This is a genomic window from Microcoleus asticus IPMA8, assembly GCF_013179805.1.
Lineage (GTDB): Bacteria > Cyanobacteriota > Cyanobacteriia > Cyanobacteriales > Microcoleaceae > Microcoleus > Microcoleus asticus.
The window spans coordinates 17,870-35,531 of record NZ_SRRZ01000037.1 but is presented as its reverse complement, the minus strand read 5'-3'; the positions used below and the strand labels follow the sequence as shown (position 1 = coordinate 35,531).

Annotated in this window: 10 protein-coding genes; 5 read left to right on the top strand and 5 right to left on the bottom strand. The window is 45.5% G+C overall.

Features of this window, described 5'->3' with window-relative positions; all coding sequences use genetic code 11:
• Positions 1-4 precede the first annotated feature (4 nt).
• Both E5S67_RS12205 and E5S67_RS32395 read right to left on the bottom strand, forming a co-directional pair.
• Entirely contained in the window at positions 5-1,333 is a 1,329-nt protein-coding gene (locus tag E5S67_RS12205) for a hybrid sensor histidine kinase/response regulator (RefSeq protein WP_172187464.1), read from the bottom strand.
• A gap of 5 nt (positions 1,334-1,338) precedes the next feature.
• Entirely contained in the window at positions 1,339-6,582 is a 5,244-nt protein-coding gene (locus tag E5S67_RS32395) for a PAS domain S-box protein (RefSeq protein WP_216670383.1), read from the bottom strand.
• Between the two features lie 1,031 nt (positions 6,583-7,613).
• On the opposite strand from E5S67_RS32395, the gene E5S67_RS12175 reads away from it, so the two are divergent.
• On the top strand, positions 7,614-9,101 hold the full coding sequence (locus tag E5S67_RS12175) for a mechanosensitive ion channel domain-containing protein (RefSeq protein WP_172187462.1): 1,488 nt from the start codon (positions 7,614-7,616) through the stop codon (positions 9,099-9,101).
• A gap of 275 nt (positions 9,102-9,376) precedes the next feature.
• Positions 9,377-10,453, top strand: a complete 1,077-nt coding sequence (locus E5S67_RS12170; protein WP_246276749.1) for a flagellar assembly protein H — start codon at positions 9,377-9,379, stop codon at positions 10,451-10,453.
• An 87-nt stretch (positions 10,454-10,540) separates the two neighbouring features.
• On the opposite strand, the gene E5S67_RS12165 is transcribed toward E5S67_RS12170, so the two are convergent.
• Positions 10,541-11,149, bottom strand: a complete 609-nt coding sequence (locus E5S67_RS12165; protein ID WP_172187460.1) for a TetR/AcrR family transcriptional regulator — start codon at positions 11,147-11,149, stop codon at positions 10,541-10,543.
• Positions 11,150-11,263: 114 nt separating this feature from the next.
• Here E5S67_RS12165 and E5S67_RS12160 point away from each other — a divergent pair, with 114 nt between their 5' ends.
• The 3 genes from E5S67_RS12160 to E5S67_RS12150 all read left to right on the top strand — a co-directional run bounded on the left by E5S67_RS12160 (position 11,264) and on the right by E5S67_RS12150 (position 15,014).
• A complete protein-coding gene (locus E5S67_RS12160) occupies positions 11,264-12,691 on the top strand; it encodes an HlyD family efflux transporter periplasmic adaptor subunit (protein ID WP_172187458.1) in 1,428 nt (475 codons plus the stop codon).
• Between the two features lie 166 nt (positions 12,692-12,857).
• Positions 12,858-14,042, top strand: a complete 1,185-nt coding sequence (devC, locus tag E5S67_RS12155; protein ID WP_172187456.1) for an ABC transporter permease DevC — start codon at positions 12,858-12,860, stop codon at positions 14,040-14,042.
• 255 nt (positions 14,043-14,297) lie between these two features.
• Positions 14,298-15,014 (top strand): DevA family ABC transporter ATP-binding protein, encoded by a 717-nt coding sequence (locus E5S67_RS12150; RefSeq protein WP_172187454.1) that lies wholly within the window; start codon positions 14,298-14,300, stop codon positions 15,012-15,014.
• A gap of 116 nt (positions 15,015-15,130) precedes the next feature.
• On the opposite strand, the gene E5S67_RS12145 is transcribed toward E5S67_RS12150, so the two are convergent.
• The gene (locus E5S67_RS12145; RefSeq protein ID WP_172187452.1) at positions 15,131-16,189 is read right to left on the bottom strand and encodes a glycoside hydrolase family 24 protein; all 1,059 of its coding nucleotides are present in this window, start codon (positions 16,187-16,189) and stop codon (positions 15,131-15,133) included.
• Between the two features lie 102 nt (positions 16,190-16,291).
• Complete coding sequence (locus E5S67_RS12140; RefSeq protein ID WP_172187450.1) at positions 16,292-17,557, bottom strand: glycosyltransferase family 4 protein; 1,266 nt, start codon at positions 17,555-17,557, stop codon at positions 16,292-16,294.
• Positions 17,558-17,662: the final 105 nt, after the last annotated feature.

The following is a 17,662-nucleotide window of genomic DNA, read 5'->3' as shown; positions in this document are numbered from 1 at the left end:
GAAACTAAGCAGCTTGACTAGCTTGTGGCCGAATTGGAATTTCAATGACGAATTCTATTCCCTTTCCTGCTATAGGCTGGCAGTATAATCTGCCCCCATGCTTTTCAACAATAATTTCGTAACTGATAGATAACCCCAACCCCGTTCCTTTACCGATAGGTTTGGTGGTAAAAAAAGGGTCAAATAGTTTCGCTTGTAAAGTTTCGCAAACTCCCCGACCGTTGTCACTAATATGAATAGCAACCCAATTATCGTCAATTACTTTTGTAGAAATTTGAATGCGGTTTGGGGTTTGTTTGATTTCTGCAAAGGAACGCTGCTGATTAGATTCATCCAAAGCATCAATGGCATTGGAAAGAATATTCATGAACACTTGATTGAGTTGTCCGGCATGGCATTCTACTGGTGGAAGCTGACCGTACTCTTTTATTAGTTCAATCTCTGGATGGTCTGGTTTTGCTTTTAAACGATGATGCAGGATGGTGAGTGTACTATCAATTCCTTCATGGATATTTACTGCTTTCACGTCTGCCTCATCCAGGCGAGAAAAAATTCGCATAGACTTGACAATCTCCTGGATGCGCTGCGTTCCTAAGTTGATTGAGTTAAGAACTTTTATAAAATCTTCCTCCAAAAATTCCAGTTCTATTTCATCCATTGCTGCTTGAATCCGAGGGGTGGGATTTACATAATCTTCTTGATAAAGGTGTATAATTTTTAGTAAGTTATGAGCGTACTCTTGGGCATAACCCAGATTCCCGGAGATGAAATTTATAGGGTTATTGATTTCATGAGCAATCCCAGCCGCCATTTGCCCTAATCCCGACATTTTCTCGTTTTGGATTAACTTAATTTGCATTTTTTGCAGAGCATCATAGGCTTGGCTGACTTCTTCAACTTTTTGCTCCAATAATGTATTTTTTTCCTCTAACTTGTCTGTAAGAACATGAAGCTTTAAATGCAGTTTAACGCGAGCTAATACTTCCTCCTGTTGGAAGGGCTTGGTAATATAATCTACAGCCCCAACCTGAAATCCCTCAACTTTATTAGCCGTATCCGAGAGAGCAGTCATAAATATAATGGGAATCTGTTTAGTTTCTGGATTAGCCTGTAATCGACGACAGGTTTCAAATCCATCAATTTCGGGCATCATGACATCTAGTAAGATTAGATCTGGTAGAGCATATTTGACCCGCTCTAGTGCCATTTTTCCAGATTTGGCGACCCGAACTTCAAATCCTGCCTGACTTAAAGCATCAGATAAGACACCTAGATTAGCTGAATTGTCATCAACTATTAGAATCGTACTCTTTGGTTGAATTGCTGAATTCATAAACCTTACTTGTAGGACTGAATAAAAGTTAAAATCTCTTCGTCTTGAAAGTCTTTTGCCATTTGATGCAATATTTTAGCAAAGGGAATGTATTTTGGGTCTATTTCTTCAAGTAATGACGCCTGCTTAACTATTTCTAGGAAATTTCCTTTCAGAGCCAGCTCGTATAGCATTTCCATTTCTGTAGCAGGCGGGGCAATTAGCTCGTTGGTGTCTGAGGCGATCGCCAGTGGATCTTCATTACCTTCATAAACCCATTCCAAATCCAGATACTGTTGTAATTTTTGCAGGAGTTCCGTTGCTTGAACAGGTTTGGGAATAAAGGTGTTGCCTCCTGCCTCTAAACTTCTGTATTGATCGGTTTCAAATACGCTGGCAGAAGAGACAATAATAACGATGTCTTTGAAATTTTCCGATTCTCTAACCCGCTTAATTAGCTCGAAGCCATCTAGTTCGGGCATTAGTAAGTCGGTAACGATTAAATCTGGCTGTACCTCCAGAATTTTTTCCCAGCCTTCCTGCCCATCGTTGGCTTCAGACACCTCAAAGCCGATCGGACTGAGCAAATTGCTAATTACCGAACGGTTAGCCCATTTGTCATCGATAACCACAATCTTAGGTTGGCGGTCTTTGATGCCGATAATCTGCCCGCGATTGTCGATTTGAGACGTTTTCACCCATTCATCGGCTTGAGACAGATTGACATCGAACCAGAAAATACTGCCAACATTCATCTCACTTTGAACCTGAATGGTACTGCCCATTAGTTCTACAATTTTTTTGCTAATTGCCAGTCCCAATCCCGTACCTTCCGTCTGCCGCCTGCGATCGCCTACCTGCTCGAAGGGCTCAAAGATAGCTTGGAGTTGATCTTGTGCAATGCCGGTACCTGTATCGCGTATTTCAAAGCGAATTTTTCCTTCTGTTGCAAAACTGACTATAAAAGTGACACTGCCCTCATCCGTAAATTTAATAGCGTTGCTCAAAAGATTAATTAATACTTGTCGCAAGCGTTTTTCATCTGCACGAATACCGATCGGGAGTTCGGGGCTTGATGGAAAATGGAAGTGAATTCCCTTAAGTTCAGCTCGAATGCGACACATTTCTGCGACACCTTGCAGGAACGCCGGGAAATGAAAATCCGTGGGCATGAGTTCGACTTTCTGCGCTTCAATCTTCGACAAATCGAGAATATCATTGATTAAGGTCAGTAAATGCGAACCGCACTGATAAATGACATCAATGCGCGATCGCTCTTCTTCATTCAAGACTTTGGAACGCTGAAGAATCTGCGCGTATCCCATGATGCCATTAAGCGGAGTCCGCAATTCGTGGCTCATGTTGGCAAGGAATTCACTTTTAGCCCGATTAGCTGCTTCTGCGGCTTCCCTGGCTTTTGCCTGTACGAATTCTGTTTGTTTGCGATCGTGGATATCGGTGCAAGTGCCAACCCACTCCCGGACGCTGCCATCTTCGTTCAGAATGGGTACCCCTCTAACTTGAAAATAACGATAGTTTCCATCCGCTCTCCGGATTCGATATTCTATCTCAAACAGGGTTTTCGTTTGCACTGCTTCCATCCACACCTGAACCGTTCGTTCGCGATCGTCCGGATAAATTGGATCTAACCAGCCAAAACCAAGCACATCAGCTTCAGTTTGCCCGGTGTAAGCTTTCCAACTCTGTAGCTCCGTGCCTCTTCCTTCAGCATCCATTGCCCAGACGATTTGGGACGTAGCAACTATTAGCGATCGATAGCGTTCTTCGCTTTGTTTGATAGCCTCTTCGGCTTGTTTGCGATCGTGGATATCGGTGCAAGTGCCAACCCACTCCCGGATGCTGCCATCTTCATTCAGAATTGGCACCCCTCTAGCTTGGAAATAACGATAGTTTCCATCCGCTCCGCACATTCGATACTGTATGTCAAACAGGCTTCTCGTTTGCACTGCTTCCATCCACACCTGAACTGTTAGTTCGCGATCGTCCGGGTGAACTGCATCTAACCAGCCAAAACCAACCACCTCAGCTTCCGTTTGTCCGGTGTAAGCTCTCATACTCGGTGAATCCTGGCATCTTCCTTCAGGATCGGTTGTCCAGACAATTTGGGAGATGGCAAGGGTTAGCGAACGATAGCGTTCTTCGCTTTGTTTTATAGCATCTTCCGCTTGTTTGCGATCGTGGATATCGCTGCAAGTGCCAACCCACTCCCGGATGCTGCCATCTTCATTCAGAATGGGCACGCCTCTACCTTGGAAATAGCGATAGTTTCCATCTGCTCTGCGAATTCGATATTCTATGTCATACAGGCTTTTCGTTTGCACTGCTTCCATCCAGACCTGAGCCGTTCGTTCGCGATCGTCCGGGTGCATTGCATCTAACCAGCCAAAACCAACAACCTCAGCTTCCGTTTGTCCGGTGTAAGCTCTCATACTCGGCATATCCGGGCATCGCCCCTCAGCATCGCCTGTCCAGACCATTTGGGACGTAGCAAGGATTAGCGAACGATAGCGTTCTTCGCTTTGTTTTATAGCATCTTCCGCTTGTTTGCGATCGGTAATGTCGGTATTAATTTCGAGTTGGGCACAAGGCTTTCCTTCTGCGTCGCGTTGTAATGTCCAGCGACTGGCGACAATAATATGCCGATCGTCACGGGTAGTGTGGTGCAGTTCTCCTTCCCAACTTCCGTGCTCGAAAAACTCTGCCAATAAGGTTTCTAATGGTTTAGGGAAGATGGTTTCTAAGAATGCGTGAATGAACTCTCCGGCTACTTCCGCTTTTGTCCCACCATAGAGCTTTTCTGCACCTTGGTTCCAGTAGATGATGCGATCGTCCATATCTCTAATAATGATACTATCGCTAGCTAAGTCCAGTATTTCTAGGGTTTGACGGAGTGTTTGCTCGACTTTTTTGCGATCGCTAATATCTCGTGTAGTGCCGATGATGCCGAGGATATTGCCATTAGCATCCCGCCAAGGAGCCTTTGTCGTCAAAAACGTCTTAGTGGTTTCACCCTGAGAGACATCTTCCTCGTAAATCTCAGTGATTCCTGCTGCCAGGACGTGGCGATCTTTTGCGATCATTTCACGAGCACTCTCAGGCGACAGTAATTCGCCATCATCTTTGCCGATGATTTCCTCAATTGGCTTGCCTAAGAAGTTTGCCAAATTGGAGTTCATGGCAACATAACGCCCTTCCCGGTCTTTAACCACAATGATGTCTGGCGTACTTTCCAGAATCGAGTTCAGCAGATCGTTGCGTTCGCGCAGAGCTTCTTCAGCTTGTTTGCGATCGCTAATATCTCGCGTTGTAGCGACGGTACCTAAGATATTGCCATTAGCATCCCGCCAAGGAGCCTTGGTAGTCAAAAGGGTCGCACTGGTTTCATGATTAGAGACTTCTTCCTCATAACTCTCAGTGATTCCTGCTGCCATAATTTGGCGATCTTTTGCCATAATTTCACGGGCAATATCAGGCGGCAGTAGTTCCAAATCGTCTTTGCCGATGATTTCTTCAATTGGCTTGCCAAAGAAGTTTGCCAGATTAGAGTTAAGGGCAACATGACGCCCTTCCCGATCTTTAACCATAATAAAGTCGGGCGTACTTTCCAAAATAGAGTTTAAAAGTGCATTGCGATCGCGCAGATCCGCTTCGACTTGTTTGCGATCGCTAATATCTCGGCTTGTGGCGATGATGCCCAGAATATTGCCATTAGCATCCCGCCAAGGAGCTTTTGTCGTTAAAAAGGTTGTAGGGGTTTCATCATCAGCAGAGATTTCATCCTCGAAAGTCTCAGTGATTCCTGCTGCCATGACTTGGCGATCTTTTGCCATAAGTTCACGAGCACTGTCAGCAGACATTAATTCTAAATCATCTTTGCCGATGATTTCCTCAATTGACTTGCCCAAAAAGTTTGCCACATTGGAGTTAATGGCAACATAACGCCCTTCTAGATCTTTAACAACAATAATGTCTGGCGTACTTTCCAAAATAGAGTTCAGTAAGAAGTTGCGATCGCGCAGCGCAGCTTGCTGTTGGCGCAGAGCTTCTTCAGCTTGTTTGCGCTCTGTTATATCCGTATTTGCTCCCACCCATTCGCGAATCGTGCCATCAGCTTCTAAGATAGGCACTCCACGACAACTCATGTAGCGGTATTCCCCGTCATAGCGGCGCATACGAAATTCAACTTCATAGAACGAGCGATTAGCAACAGCAGTTGACCAGGCAGTGAACATAGACGAGCGATCGTCTGGATGGATAGCGTTGATCCCACCCCCTCCCTTGTAATCATCAAATGTCTGTCCTGTAAATGCACTCCAAGTAGGTTGCTCGATCGCCATTTCGCCGTCGGCATTGCAGTTCCAAATAATTTGAGCACTGGCTTCCATCAAAGAACGAAACCGTTCTTCACTTTGTTTGAGGACATCTTCAGCAGTTTTGCGATCGCGCTGCGCCGCCTGCTGTTCGCGAATATCCCGCACAATAGTCGAAATAAACTCGACTTCACCCGCTTCGGTTTTGTGAACGATCAAAACCTGGGAGACTGGAATTTCTTCCCCATCGCGTGACAAAAATAGGATTTCACCAGCCCACCTACCCTCTCGCAAGGCGGTGGGAATTATATCGTTGTGGAATTTTGCCCTTGCCGAGGGAGCTAATACAGAATCTATAGTAAACGGCGATCGTGCTTCCTCTGGGGACATCCCCAGCATTTCCTGTCCGGCTTTGTTGAGATAGACACTATGCCCAGTCGCATCCACAACTCCTACTAAGTCGGAAGTTGCTTCCAAAATTGCCGTCAGTCGTGCCTGCTTTTGTTCTGCCCGCTTGCGATCGGTAATTTCAATTACAATCCCACCAAGACCAAAAACGATGCCATTTTCATCCAACAAAGGATAGTAAGATGCTTGCCAGTAGCGCAGGATGCCCGGTTCTTTCGGGGTTTCACCCACTAATTCATAGTCGAGAATTGGCTTGCCTGTATCCAGAATGGCTTGCAGCATCGGTTCCACAGCTGGAGCTAATTCTGGCAGCACTTCACGCACTGACCTACCAATATGGTCTGCCACACAAATGCCATTCATCTGGGCTAGAACTTCGTTAATTTGGACGTACCGGAGTTGGCGGTCAAAAATCAGCAGTCCGGCGTTGGAACCTGCAAAAAAAGCGTCGAAGTGAGCCTGTCGCAATACCTGTGCTGTTGTGCTCTGTTGGTGTGGCGGTTGGGTTTTCTCTGGTGGGAATTTGCTCATGTTGGCTCGTGCATTTCAGCTATAATTCTAGAACTTCTTTCCAATTACGCGATCGCAAGGTTTTCGTTTTCTCCTATTTGGGTACTGAAGAAAACGTTCAGCAGGGCGACCATTAGGTTTTCAATTGGCGATATATGTATCCCTTGCGACATTATTTCCGTTAATTCTTCGGATGTATCCCCAAGCCGTTCTATTGTTCATCAATTCTATTGCTAATCAATCCTATCGGTAGAACATTGGTGACAACTTAAGCTAGGGAAGCATTTGTCAATCAACAATTATGCTCAGCATTTACTCAGGTTGGGGGTGGAGAACTTAGATTTGGGCGATCGAGGAATCATGCCTCACGCCATATTTATGCCCACCCACCCCCAAATCGCGCATTTTCCACTCCTAAACAAACAGTGTTTTAAGTAATTTTACTGATTGACAAATGCCATTAAGTTTTAATTTTTTCCCAATGTCGGTAGAATGCCAAGTATTCTTGGAACGTTCTCAATTTTAGCTAAATCCGTTAAATTTTCAGCTAGACATTCTTAGATATACACAAGACGGACGCAACTGGCACAGTGATAGCAATCTCTCTCCCACCAGTTAAACTCATTGTAATACTGCGATATTTGACTTGTCTACTTAAATAGTCATTGAATAATCCCTGCTTAAGTTTATAACGGGACTTAAACCAAAAATCAGCGGAAAGTATGATAAAATCCAAGACAGTTAAAGTTGACTAAAGCTAGTAGAGGGTTCGCATGAATAATAGATGATTCCGCTATGGCGAAAAAGTGGCACACTAACCGCAGGCAGGGGAAGACCATATATCCGAGAAATTAGCAATACGCATAACGGCGTAGTCTGAATCATCACATATCTGCTCTGTAAAAAAATCAGTTTGTTCGGATACTCAAAACAAATAAAAATCTCGTAAAAAAGACTTTTTTTCTGGTTTCTTTTTTACTTAAAAATAAGGATATTAGTCCTTATCTCCAAAGGTTTAACCTTTTATAAACTTATTATTAACTGGAACTAAAGTGACTACAATACCCGAAGAATTTTTGATAAAAATCTCCCAAATATTTACAGCGACCTTATTTACAATAGGTGAGAATCCTGTATCGCTGCAGTCACTTGTGGAACTGATTGTATTGTTCATAGCTATCCTCGTCATCTCGCGTTCTTTTACTGGCTTTCTTAAGGAACGCTTGCTAGTTAGACTGGGAATTGACGAGGGAAACCGGGAAGCTATCGCAGTAATTATTGGGTATTTAATAGTAGCTTTCGGAGCGATCGTCGCCATCCAAAGTATAGGCTTCAACCTCGCTTCTTTTGCAGTAGTTGCGGGAGGATTGGGAGTCGGAATTGGTTTCGGAATCCAGGATTTAACAACTAATTTCGTCAGCGGCTTAACGCTGCTTTTAGACAGACCTGTGAAAGTCGGAGACTTTGTGGAATTAGAAGGATTAATGGGAATCGTCAAAAAAATCTCGATTCGCTCGACCATCATCCAAACCAATGACGACTCCAGCGTCATAGTTCCCAACAGCAAAATGATTAGCAACAAAATTGTTAATTGGAGTTACGAAAACTCGCTACTCTGTCTGCGAGTTCCCGTAGAAGTAGCCGAGAATAGTAACCCGCTGTTAGTGACAGAAACTCTGTTAAATATTGCTTACGCGGAGGCGGGAGTTGTGTACGAACCGAATCCGAAAGTATTATTTGTCGAGTTTGGCGATGATAGTTTTAAATTTGAACTTTTAGTTTGGACGGACAGACCGACAGACAGAGAAGTAATTAAAAGTTCTTTGAATTTTGCGATTGAGTACAATTTCCGCCAGCATAAAATAGAATTTCCGTTCAACGACAGAGAAATTTATTTGCAAAATCCCGAAGTTATTTTGTCAATGTTCAACAACAAAAAAAGTGGAATTGACATCACGAACACTTCCTCGGAAAACAAGCAAAAAATGCCGATTATTGCAGAGGAAATGAAAAAGCAATCGTCCCTTAGCTGTTTGCTGCGAGAGGTGGAATACTTTGAAAATCTGACGGATCTCGAATTGCGGCAATTGATTGAAGTTGGATACCGCCAACGGCTGCGATCGCAAGAATTTTTATTTCGCGAAAACGACCCTGGAGATGCTTTTTACATGATTCTTTCAGGTTCAGTCGAAGTTTTTGTGGAAGCTATTGACAAACATCTGAATAACCTCGGTACGGGTCAGTTTTTGGGGGAACTTTCTTTGATGTTGGGAATCCCTAGAACTGCTTCGGTGAGAGCTTTGGAAGAAACAATATTGTTTGCTATCAATAAAGAAGGATTCCAAAAAATTTTAACAGAACAGCCGGATTTATCTGAACAAATTATTCAAGAGATAGTGAAACACAAAGAAGAACTAAGCCAGAGGCAACAGCAACTTCGAGAAATGGAATTGGTAGATGCAGCGGAAGACGATGAAAATCCTATAGAGTGGGTAAGGAAACGGCTCAAAGATCTATTTAGTGTGGAAAGTGAAAATTAACCTAAACATTCCTGGACGCATCAATTAATTCTGTAGGGTCGTAATGCGCACCTTACCATAAGCTGTCCTGCACCTTGCGTTGTATTTTTCGGGCAGCCTACGAGATATCACCTCACAAGAATTTCATCAAACTTGACTGTAAAATTTAGATGCGCCTAGGCTTACTCACCTAAATCAAAAGCGTGTAGGTATGCTAAGATTCACTCATAAAACTCATCCTAATTTCTATGACGCGATTTATTCACGATCGCTTTGCCAAAGAATTTCTGGAATAATTGCTTTCGCCGATCGGAACGGTTAATATCGGCCGCGATGTAACTTCCGAAGTCCGAGAAATCGATGTTTACTTCACTCCCAGCACCGCAATTCCAGAATACTCAGAAACCCTGGGATTGTTGGGAAAAATGGCAAACACAACAGCAATTTTTGAACCCTTTCGCAATCCGGCAAACGTCAGCGAAATTTGTAGCTGTCTGGGCAAGTTATTGGACGTGCGAGGTGAATTGGAGCGAAAATTTAGGAGAGAAAATACTCGCTATGATGACGCCCAGTTACCCAAAATGTGGATTTTGATGCCCACAGCATCGAAAGCATTGGTAGATAGCTTTAATGCGATACCAGACACAGAGAATTGGATGCAGGGAATCTATTTTTTGGGTGAATCTTTGCGATCGGCAATTGTGGCGATTCACCAGTTGCCAGAAACTCCAGAAACTCTGTGGTTGAGGATTTTGGGCAAAGGGGGAGTGCAGCAAAGGGCTATTTCCCAATTGAGCGCTTTAGCAACGGACGATCCGTTACGGATAATTGCGCTAGAATTGCTGTATCGGTTACAGTCAAATTTAGTAACCGATGCGCCACAAGAATTAGAGCCAGAAGAGCGGGAGTTAATTATGGCCATTGCACCACTTTTTCAACAACAAATACAAGCAGCACAGCAACAAGCTAGAGAAGAAGGACTAGAACAGGGACTAGAAGAAGGACTAGAACGAGGCAGGCAAGAACAACAGCGCTTAATCTTAGAAAACTTTCTGCGAGTTAGATTTGGAGAATTAAGCCCCAAAATGACGGTTTTTCTATCTCCAATATCCAACTTGGCGGCGGCTGAATTTACAGTTTTGTTGCTGGCAATATCGATGCTGACAGTCGATGAAACAGGGCGCGAAGCAGCCGTTAAATTGTTAGCTGAAAGTGCGTTGCAAATAAGATCGCCTGAATTGGGCGATATTCTGCCTGCAGCCGTTACTAATTTATTGGCATTGCCTGTGGCAGAATTGACATTGTTTGTAGAACAACTGTCGCAGTTATCGGCTGATGAATTGAGGGAACGGTTAGGAAAAATACCTGACTAAAACCTGCGATCGCAGCCATAAAGGGATCTCGCTCTTTATGGCATTTAAATGTTATCAAATAAAATTCCTAGATTCTGTCGATCGCACTTAGGAATTGGACTGCCGGCCTAAAATCAAGTGCAGCAGACCGTCGATCAGTCGATCGCGCTCCATTGGGATAATATCTTTGCCGTGCATCATATGCTGCGTTAACTGAAAATATACCAGCGATCCAATAAAAATCCGCGCCGTTGCCTCCGGATCGGGCAATTTTAACTCTGGATGCGATGCCAAATATTGAGTAAGCCGCTCGATACCCGGTTTAGCTAAGTTTTTCACAAAAGTCTGCGCTAACTGGGGAAAACGCCCTGATTCGGCAATCACTAACCTCACAAAATTGAGAAATTCAGGTTCCTGCGTCACCTGCTCTAATACAGTGGTGGCAACGAATCGCAGCGCTACGGCCGGTTCTTCATCCAGAACTGTAAAATTGACTTTTTTTTGGGCCAGCCGCTGTACCAAGGCCACGAATAATCCTTCTTTATCTGCAAAATAGCTGTAAACCGTGGCTTTGGAAACTCCTCCCGTCTTCGCTACCTTATCCATACTCGTCCCCGCGTAGCCGTGGGCTAAAAATTCTTGCATCGCACCTTGCAGGATTTGCTCACTCTTGTCACCTCCTGCTGCCTCTGGTTCGATCGGTTTTGTCCTTGCCATACCTTGCTTCTGTAATTTTTATTTGGGCTCTTGACATCATTATACTGAACGGTTTAGTATTAAGACATATCAGAACTAAACGGTTTAGTTTTATTCCTCAAAAAGAGGTATGTCATGGTACACCAACCAACAGCAGACGGCTTATCCTCCACTCCATCCCTAGTTAAACAACTCCTAGTTGTGGCAGCACTAGCAACGCTGGCGGCAGGGGGAACAACAGGCTACACGATCTGGCGATCGCGCATACCCGATCCCAACGCAGTAGCCGCAGCAGCAGCAGTCGCAGCATCCCAATTAACCACAGTTACAGCCTTGGGGCGACTGGAACCCAGAGGAGAAGTAATTAAAGTCTCTGCCTCTGGTGCGGCGGAAGGAAACCGAATCGATCGACTTTTGGTGAAAGAGGGAGACAGGGTGAAAACAGGCCAGGCGATCGCAATTTTGGACAGCCGCGATCGCCTGCAAGCTGCCCTCGACCAAGCTCAAGAACAAGTGCGCGTCGCCGAGGCAAATCTAGCAAAAGTGAAAGCCGGAGCCAAAAACGGGGAAATTCAAGCCCAAAAAGCGGCTATTAGCCGTTTATCCGCCGATCGCAGCAACGAGATCGCAGCGCAACAGGCGATCGTCAGCCGCCTAGAAGTCGATCGCAGCACCGAAATCGCAGCGCAACAAGCCACAATTGCTCGCTTGAGGGCCGAACAGCAAGGGGAAATTCAAACTCAAAAAGCCGCAATTGCCCGCCTACAAGCCGAACTCCGCAACGCCCAAAGCGAGGATCGCCGCTACTCCCAACTCTATGAACAGGGAGCAATTTCCGCCTCAACTAGCGACAGCAAAAGCCTCGCCGCCGAAACAACTCAACAGCAACTCAACGAAGGAAAGGCAAAACTGAATCAAATTCAGGAATCCCGCCAACAGCAGATTAACGAAGCCCAAGCCAAACTAAATCAAATTCAGCAATCTCGCCAACAACAAATTAACGAAGCCCAAGCCAAACTCAGCCAAATTCAGCAATCTCGACAACAGCAGATTAATGAAGCTGCGGCAAATCTCGATCGCATCGCCGAAGTGCGTCCCGTTGACATAGCAGCAGCCGCCGCCGAAGTCAGTTCCGCCGCTTCAGCAGCCAAACAAGCCAAAGCCAATCTGGATCTAGCTTACATCCGTGCTCCCAGAGACGCCCAAGTCCTGAAAATTCACACGCATCCGGGGGAAAGGGTGGGAAACGACGGCATTGTCGAACTCGGACAAACTCGCGAGATGCTGGCTGTTGCGGAAATTTACGAAAGCGATGTGGACAAAGTACGCCTAGGACAAATTGCAAAAATTACTAGCGATGCTTTGACAGGCGAATTGCGGGGAACTGTCGAACATATTGGTTTGCAAGTGCAGCGGCAAAACATTGTTAACACCGATCCTTCTGCGAATATTGATGGTCGAATTGTGGAAGTAAAAGTGCGCTTAGATGAAGCTTCCAGCCAGAAAGTAGCGGGATTAACCAATTTGCAAGTCAAAGTGGCGATCGGGGAAATTAAAAATTAAGAAGTCTTAAACCGCAGAGTCGCTTTCTTCAATCTTAAATCCAAAATCTCAAATCTAAACTCGATCGCTCGGGGAAATTAAAGATTAAGAAGTCTTAAACCGCAGAGTCGCTTTCTTCAATCCAAAATCCAAAATCCAAAATCTAAAATCTAAAATCTAAAATCCTATGATTGGACTAATAAAACCCTTAGAACAGTTAAGACGCAGAACTCCCCTCGGATGGCTGCAACTGAGTCACGACAAAGGGCGAATGCTGGTTGCAGTAGCAGGAATTGCCTTTGCTGACGTTTTGATGTTCATGCAGCTAGGCTTTCAAAATGCGCTTTACACCAGCAATACGCGGCTGCATCAAACCTTGCAAACAGACTTAGTTTTGATTCACCCTCAAGCGCGAAATTTGATTAATTTGTCTTCCTTCCCCAGGCGCAGATTGTATCAAGCAATGAACGTACCGGGCGTGAAATCAGCAGAGCCGCTTTACGTGAAAATTGCTAACTGGAAAAATCCCGAAACTCGGCACGAAACGTCGCTGATGGTGGTGGGTTTCAATCCCGATCGCCCTGCGTTTGCGCTTCCCGAAGTTAACCAAAATTTGAGCGCGATTAAATTGCCGGATACCGTGTTGTTCGATCGAGCTTCTAGGGGAGAGTACCAAGGAACGATCGCACAAATCACTGAAGGAAAAGCCGTTAAAGCTGAGGTCGAGCGGCGCACGATTAACGTCAGCGGTTTATTCACAGTTGGAGCATCTTTTGCCGCCGACGGTATTTTGATGACTAGCGATCAAAATTACCTGCGCCTGTTTCCCAGACAAAACGCCGCGAGTGTTAATGCCGGATTAATTCAACTGCAACCGGGTGCTGACCCCGTGGAAGTTCAACAAGTTTTGAAAGCATACTTACCAGATGATGTCAAGGTACTAACCAAACAAGAATTTATCGATTTTGAGAAAAACTATTGGGCCAAGAATACTGCGATCGGCTTTGTATTTAATTTAGGCGTCGCGATGGGTTTTGTAGTGGGTGTGATTATTGTTTATCAAGTTCTCTCAACCGATGTCAGCGACCACATGGGAGAATACGCTACTTTCAAAGCGATGGGCTACCGCAATGTTTATTTACTCGGCATCGTTTTTGAAGAAGCTCTAATTCTTTCCCTCCTCGGTTTTTTGCCCGGAGTAGGAGTCTCTTTCGGGCTTTACTCTTTAACTCGCCAAGCTACAAATTTACCCCTTTATATGACGCTGCTTAGAGCTTTTATAGTATTACTTTTGAACGTAATTATGTGCACTATTTCTGGAGCAATTGCCACTCGCAAGCTGCAAGCAGCCGACCCGGCAGATATGTTTTAAGGGGAAATGAAGAATAGAGTCGTAAATACACTAAATCTGAGTGAGAAACCCCTTTATAATACTGGTTAAAACCAATCCTACACAAAGGAAGTTCCAGCATAGAGAAACTAAAGAAGAAAGGGGTATTAAAGCTTGATTTGTAAAAATTACTGACTAGAAACTGATTTTTTGGCAAATTATTATCTTCTTTTGGCTCTGTGTTTTCGGCGACGAAAGCGATTGATTATTAAAGATCAAACCTCAAACTAATAAGTTATGAATTCTACTACTTTCCACCCAAAAACCAACACATTACAGATTTCTGCACCAATAATTTCCGCGCACCAACTCGACCACTACTTCGGTCAAGGTCAACTGCGAAAACAGGTACTTTTTGACATCAACCTAGAAATTAATGCAGGTGAAATCGTGCTGATGACGGGGCCTTCCGGTTCAGGAAAAACCACGCTTTTAACTTTGATTGGCGGACTGAGATCCGGTCAATCGGGAAGTCTCAAAATAATCGGTCAAGAAATGTGCAAAGCGAGTGCAGACCAATTGGTAAAGGCGCGACGCAAAATTGGCTATATTTTTCAGGCGCACAACTTGCACCGGAGTTTGACGGCGCTGCAAAACGTGCAAATGGGTTTGGAAGTTCACGGAAATTTGTCGCGTTCTCAAATGCGCGATCGCTCTGTAAAAATGTTAGAGTTAGTAGGACTGGAACAGCGGATTAACTATTATCCAGATGATTTGTCAGGGGGACAAAAACAAAGAGTGGCGATCGCCCGCGCTTTGGTCAGTCAACCGCAAATTGTTTTAGCTGACGAACCAACCGCAGCCCTGGACAGCAAATCCGGTCGCGAAGTGGTGAATTTGATGCAGCAACTTGCCAAAGAACAGGGCTGTACTATTTTGTTAGTAACCCACGATAACCGAATTTTGGATATTGCCGATCGCATCGTTCACATGGAAGATGGAAAATTAGCTTAATTTTTAAATTTCTGAAGAATAGACATCACCCATAACGGCCCCATTTTCAATTTTGGATGTCAAAATTTAATCCAAAATTCCCAAACTCGAATCTCCACTCGTCCTTGAACTGTTGACTAATTGCTAACAACCAATCCTTGCCGGTAAATCCCCAAATTTTGCAGGTACATTGCTTCGAGTGTGGGCATAGAGGATTCTACAGAACCGCCATAACGGCGAAAAGAAGGCCAGATGTAAGCGAGTTTTCTCACTGCTGACTCCAATCGACCCGCTTCTATATCTTCTAATGCACCTTTTTCTCGGATTAACTCTATAGCCATCAAATCTTGATTTTCTGGGCTGAAATCGCGGACGCCAAATTTTTTGGCAAATCTGTCCCAAGTTGTGCTCAGAAACTGATACCGCCCCGCTGCGTCGGAACAGAGTTTTTTGCCGTAGCGGCGGCCGCACCTCATTTCCCTGGGATGATCTTGAAAGCTGACAAATTTCGTGCCGGTGTACTGGGTGCGGTAGCCGTCGGGGCTAGCGGTTCCTTCGGCGCTGGCAATCGTGTCGAGAAAGGCTTTGACTCGACGTTCGGGACCGATGCTATCGAGTCTTTTATCCTGTATGGGCTCTGGTGAATTCAGAGTTGTAGTTTCGGGCGATCGATCGCGCTCGATGTTATCCTCTCCTTTGTCTGGTGAATCGATCGCCGCAACTTCCGGCAGGCGTTTCGGGGCGGGCGAGCTTTCTGGCGAGACCGATTGTGCCCACAGCAGCCTCGGCGTCATTCGACCTAAGAAAAAGCACAAACAGATTAACAAAGTCCAAGAGATTCTAAAACGGAGGCGTTTGGACAGTTGCCTGCGCTGCCGCATCGGCCACCCGTGCAGGGGGATGGTTGCGGGCAAGATTCCCGTTTGCTGGCCGAAGGCGAACAGCGATTTCAGCGCTAGCAAAGTTTGCTTGTAGAAACCGGGTGGAAGTTTTCGAGATCTCATTGCTGCAGCGAAAGTCTCGACATCAGTCAGAGTCACTTCTGCCAGCGGTTTTGCTACAAACAGCCGAAAACGGTTGGCCGCCTGCGAGCTAAAGCGCTTGCTGCGGGGGGATTTGCGCTCCACCCACAGGCGAATTAGCTCGATGTCTGAAATGGGTTGCAGATGGCTTCCCAGATGTTCTGGCGCGTACAATAGTACCTCCTGATATCACTTATAGTTGAAGGTTCCCAGTTAGAACGGATGAGTGCAACAGGGATCGAGGGAAACTGGCTTCAACTATACTAAGTGATACTACTAAGCGCTCACGGGGTCAAGCTGAATGACCGATTGTTCGAGCAGTTGAGTGTAAAGTTGACTGAGTTGGGAGGCGATACCGTCCCAACTGAAATAGGTTTCGACGCGCTGGCGGCCTCTGTGTCCGAGTTGCTGGCGCCATACTGAGTCAACTAACAAGCGATCGATCGCATCGGCAAAGGCTGCTTCATTTTTCGGCGGCGCCAGCAAACCTGTTTCTTGCGGCACTACAGTATATTTCAGCCCTCCCACGTCGGAGGCGATTACGGGCGTGCCGCAGGCCATCGCTTCAATGGCGACTAAACCGAAAGGTTCGTAGTGGCTGGGAATGACGCACGCATCGGCGGCGGCGTAGTAGGCGGGGAGAATGTCTCGGCTCAAGCCACCGGGAAAAATGGTAATGTCGCTCAGCCCGAGTTCTTCAATGATGCTGCCGATACGATCGCGCTCTTTGCCGTCGCTTTCCCCCGGACGCCAGCCGCCGCCAATTATGAGTTTTAAATCGGCTTTGGGCACCGCCGACAGACTGACGGCGCGGACTAAGGTTTCGATGCCCTTGCGGGGGTCAAAACGGCCGACGTACAACACGACTTTGGTTTCCGGGGGTATTCCCAACTCGCGGCGGGCGGTCGATCGGGCGATCGAGCCGAACCGTTCAAGATCCGTACCGCAGGGAATGATGTCAATATTTCCTTTTGAGGAAACCAGAGACCTCATGTGTTCTTTTTCTTGGGGACTGGTAGCCACTACGCGATCGGCTGTTTCTAAAAGTGTTTTTTCGACTTGCAGCCTGGTTTTGGCAATCATGGGAATTGTCGAAACCGACTTGTATTTAACTGCTGCCAAAGAATGGTAAGTGTGAACTTGCACCAAGGGTTGCGATTTTTTCAACTCCATTCCCACCCAAGAAGAAAGCCAGTAATTCGTGTGAACTAAGGAATATTGAAAGCCTGACTCTAACTGAAACTTCTGAAATTCTTGAACAAAGATTGGCAAATATCCGTAAATTTCGTCGCGAGGAATAAATTCTTGCGGCCCTGCTACTAGCCGAATTGTCCGGCAATTGGGACTGTGCTGTACAATCCTTGCTTGTTGCCGATCGGATGAGCGGGTGAACATATCAACTTGCCACCCCTGTTTGGCTAAAGCTTCCCCTATTTGACGCACGTAAACATTTTGCCCGCCCGCTTCTTCTTTGCCAATTTCCACAGCGGGATCGCCGTGTACTGAAATGAGAGCGATGCGTTTTCTACTTAACGAAATCATGATTTTTTAGCAAAAATTAAAATATTTTAGGAGAAGATTGAAAGTGCTATTTTGGCTGCTGCGCCTGCACTGGAATCTTCTAGCTAATTTGTATTAAAGTGAAAA

Bases quoted from the DNA above. Each gene is read 5' to 3' on its own strand.
- E5S67_RS12140 (WP_172187450.1), bottom strand. From the start codon at position 17,557: ATGATTTCGTTAAGTAGAAAACGCATCGCTCTCATTTCAGTACACGGC.
- devC (WP_172187456.1), top strand. From the start codon at position 12,858: ATGATTGGACTAATAAAACCCTTAGAACAGTTAAGACGCAGAACTCCC.
- E5S67_RS12205 (WP_172187464.1), bottom strand. From the start codon at position 1,333: ATGAATTCAGCAATTCAACCAAAGAGTACGATTCTAATAGTTGATGAC.
- E5S67_RS32395 (WP_216670383.1), bottom strand. From the start codon at position 6,582: ATGAGCAAATTCCCACCAGAGAAAACCCAACCGCCACACCAACAGAGC.
- E5S67_RS12160 (WP_172187458.1), top strand. From the start codon at position 11,264: ATGGTACACCAACCAACAGCAGACGGCTTATCCTCCACTCCATCCCTA.
- E5S67_RS12150 (WP_172187454.1), top strand. From the start codon at position 14,298: ATGAATTCTACTACTTTCCACCCAAAAACCAACACATTACAGATTTCT.
- E5S67_RS12165 (WP_172187460.1), bottom strand. From the start codon at position 11,149: ATGGCAAGGACAAAACCGATCGAACCAGAGGCAGCAGGAGGTGACAAG.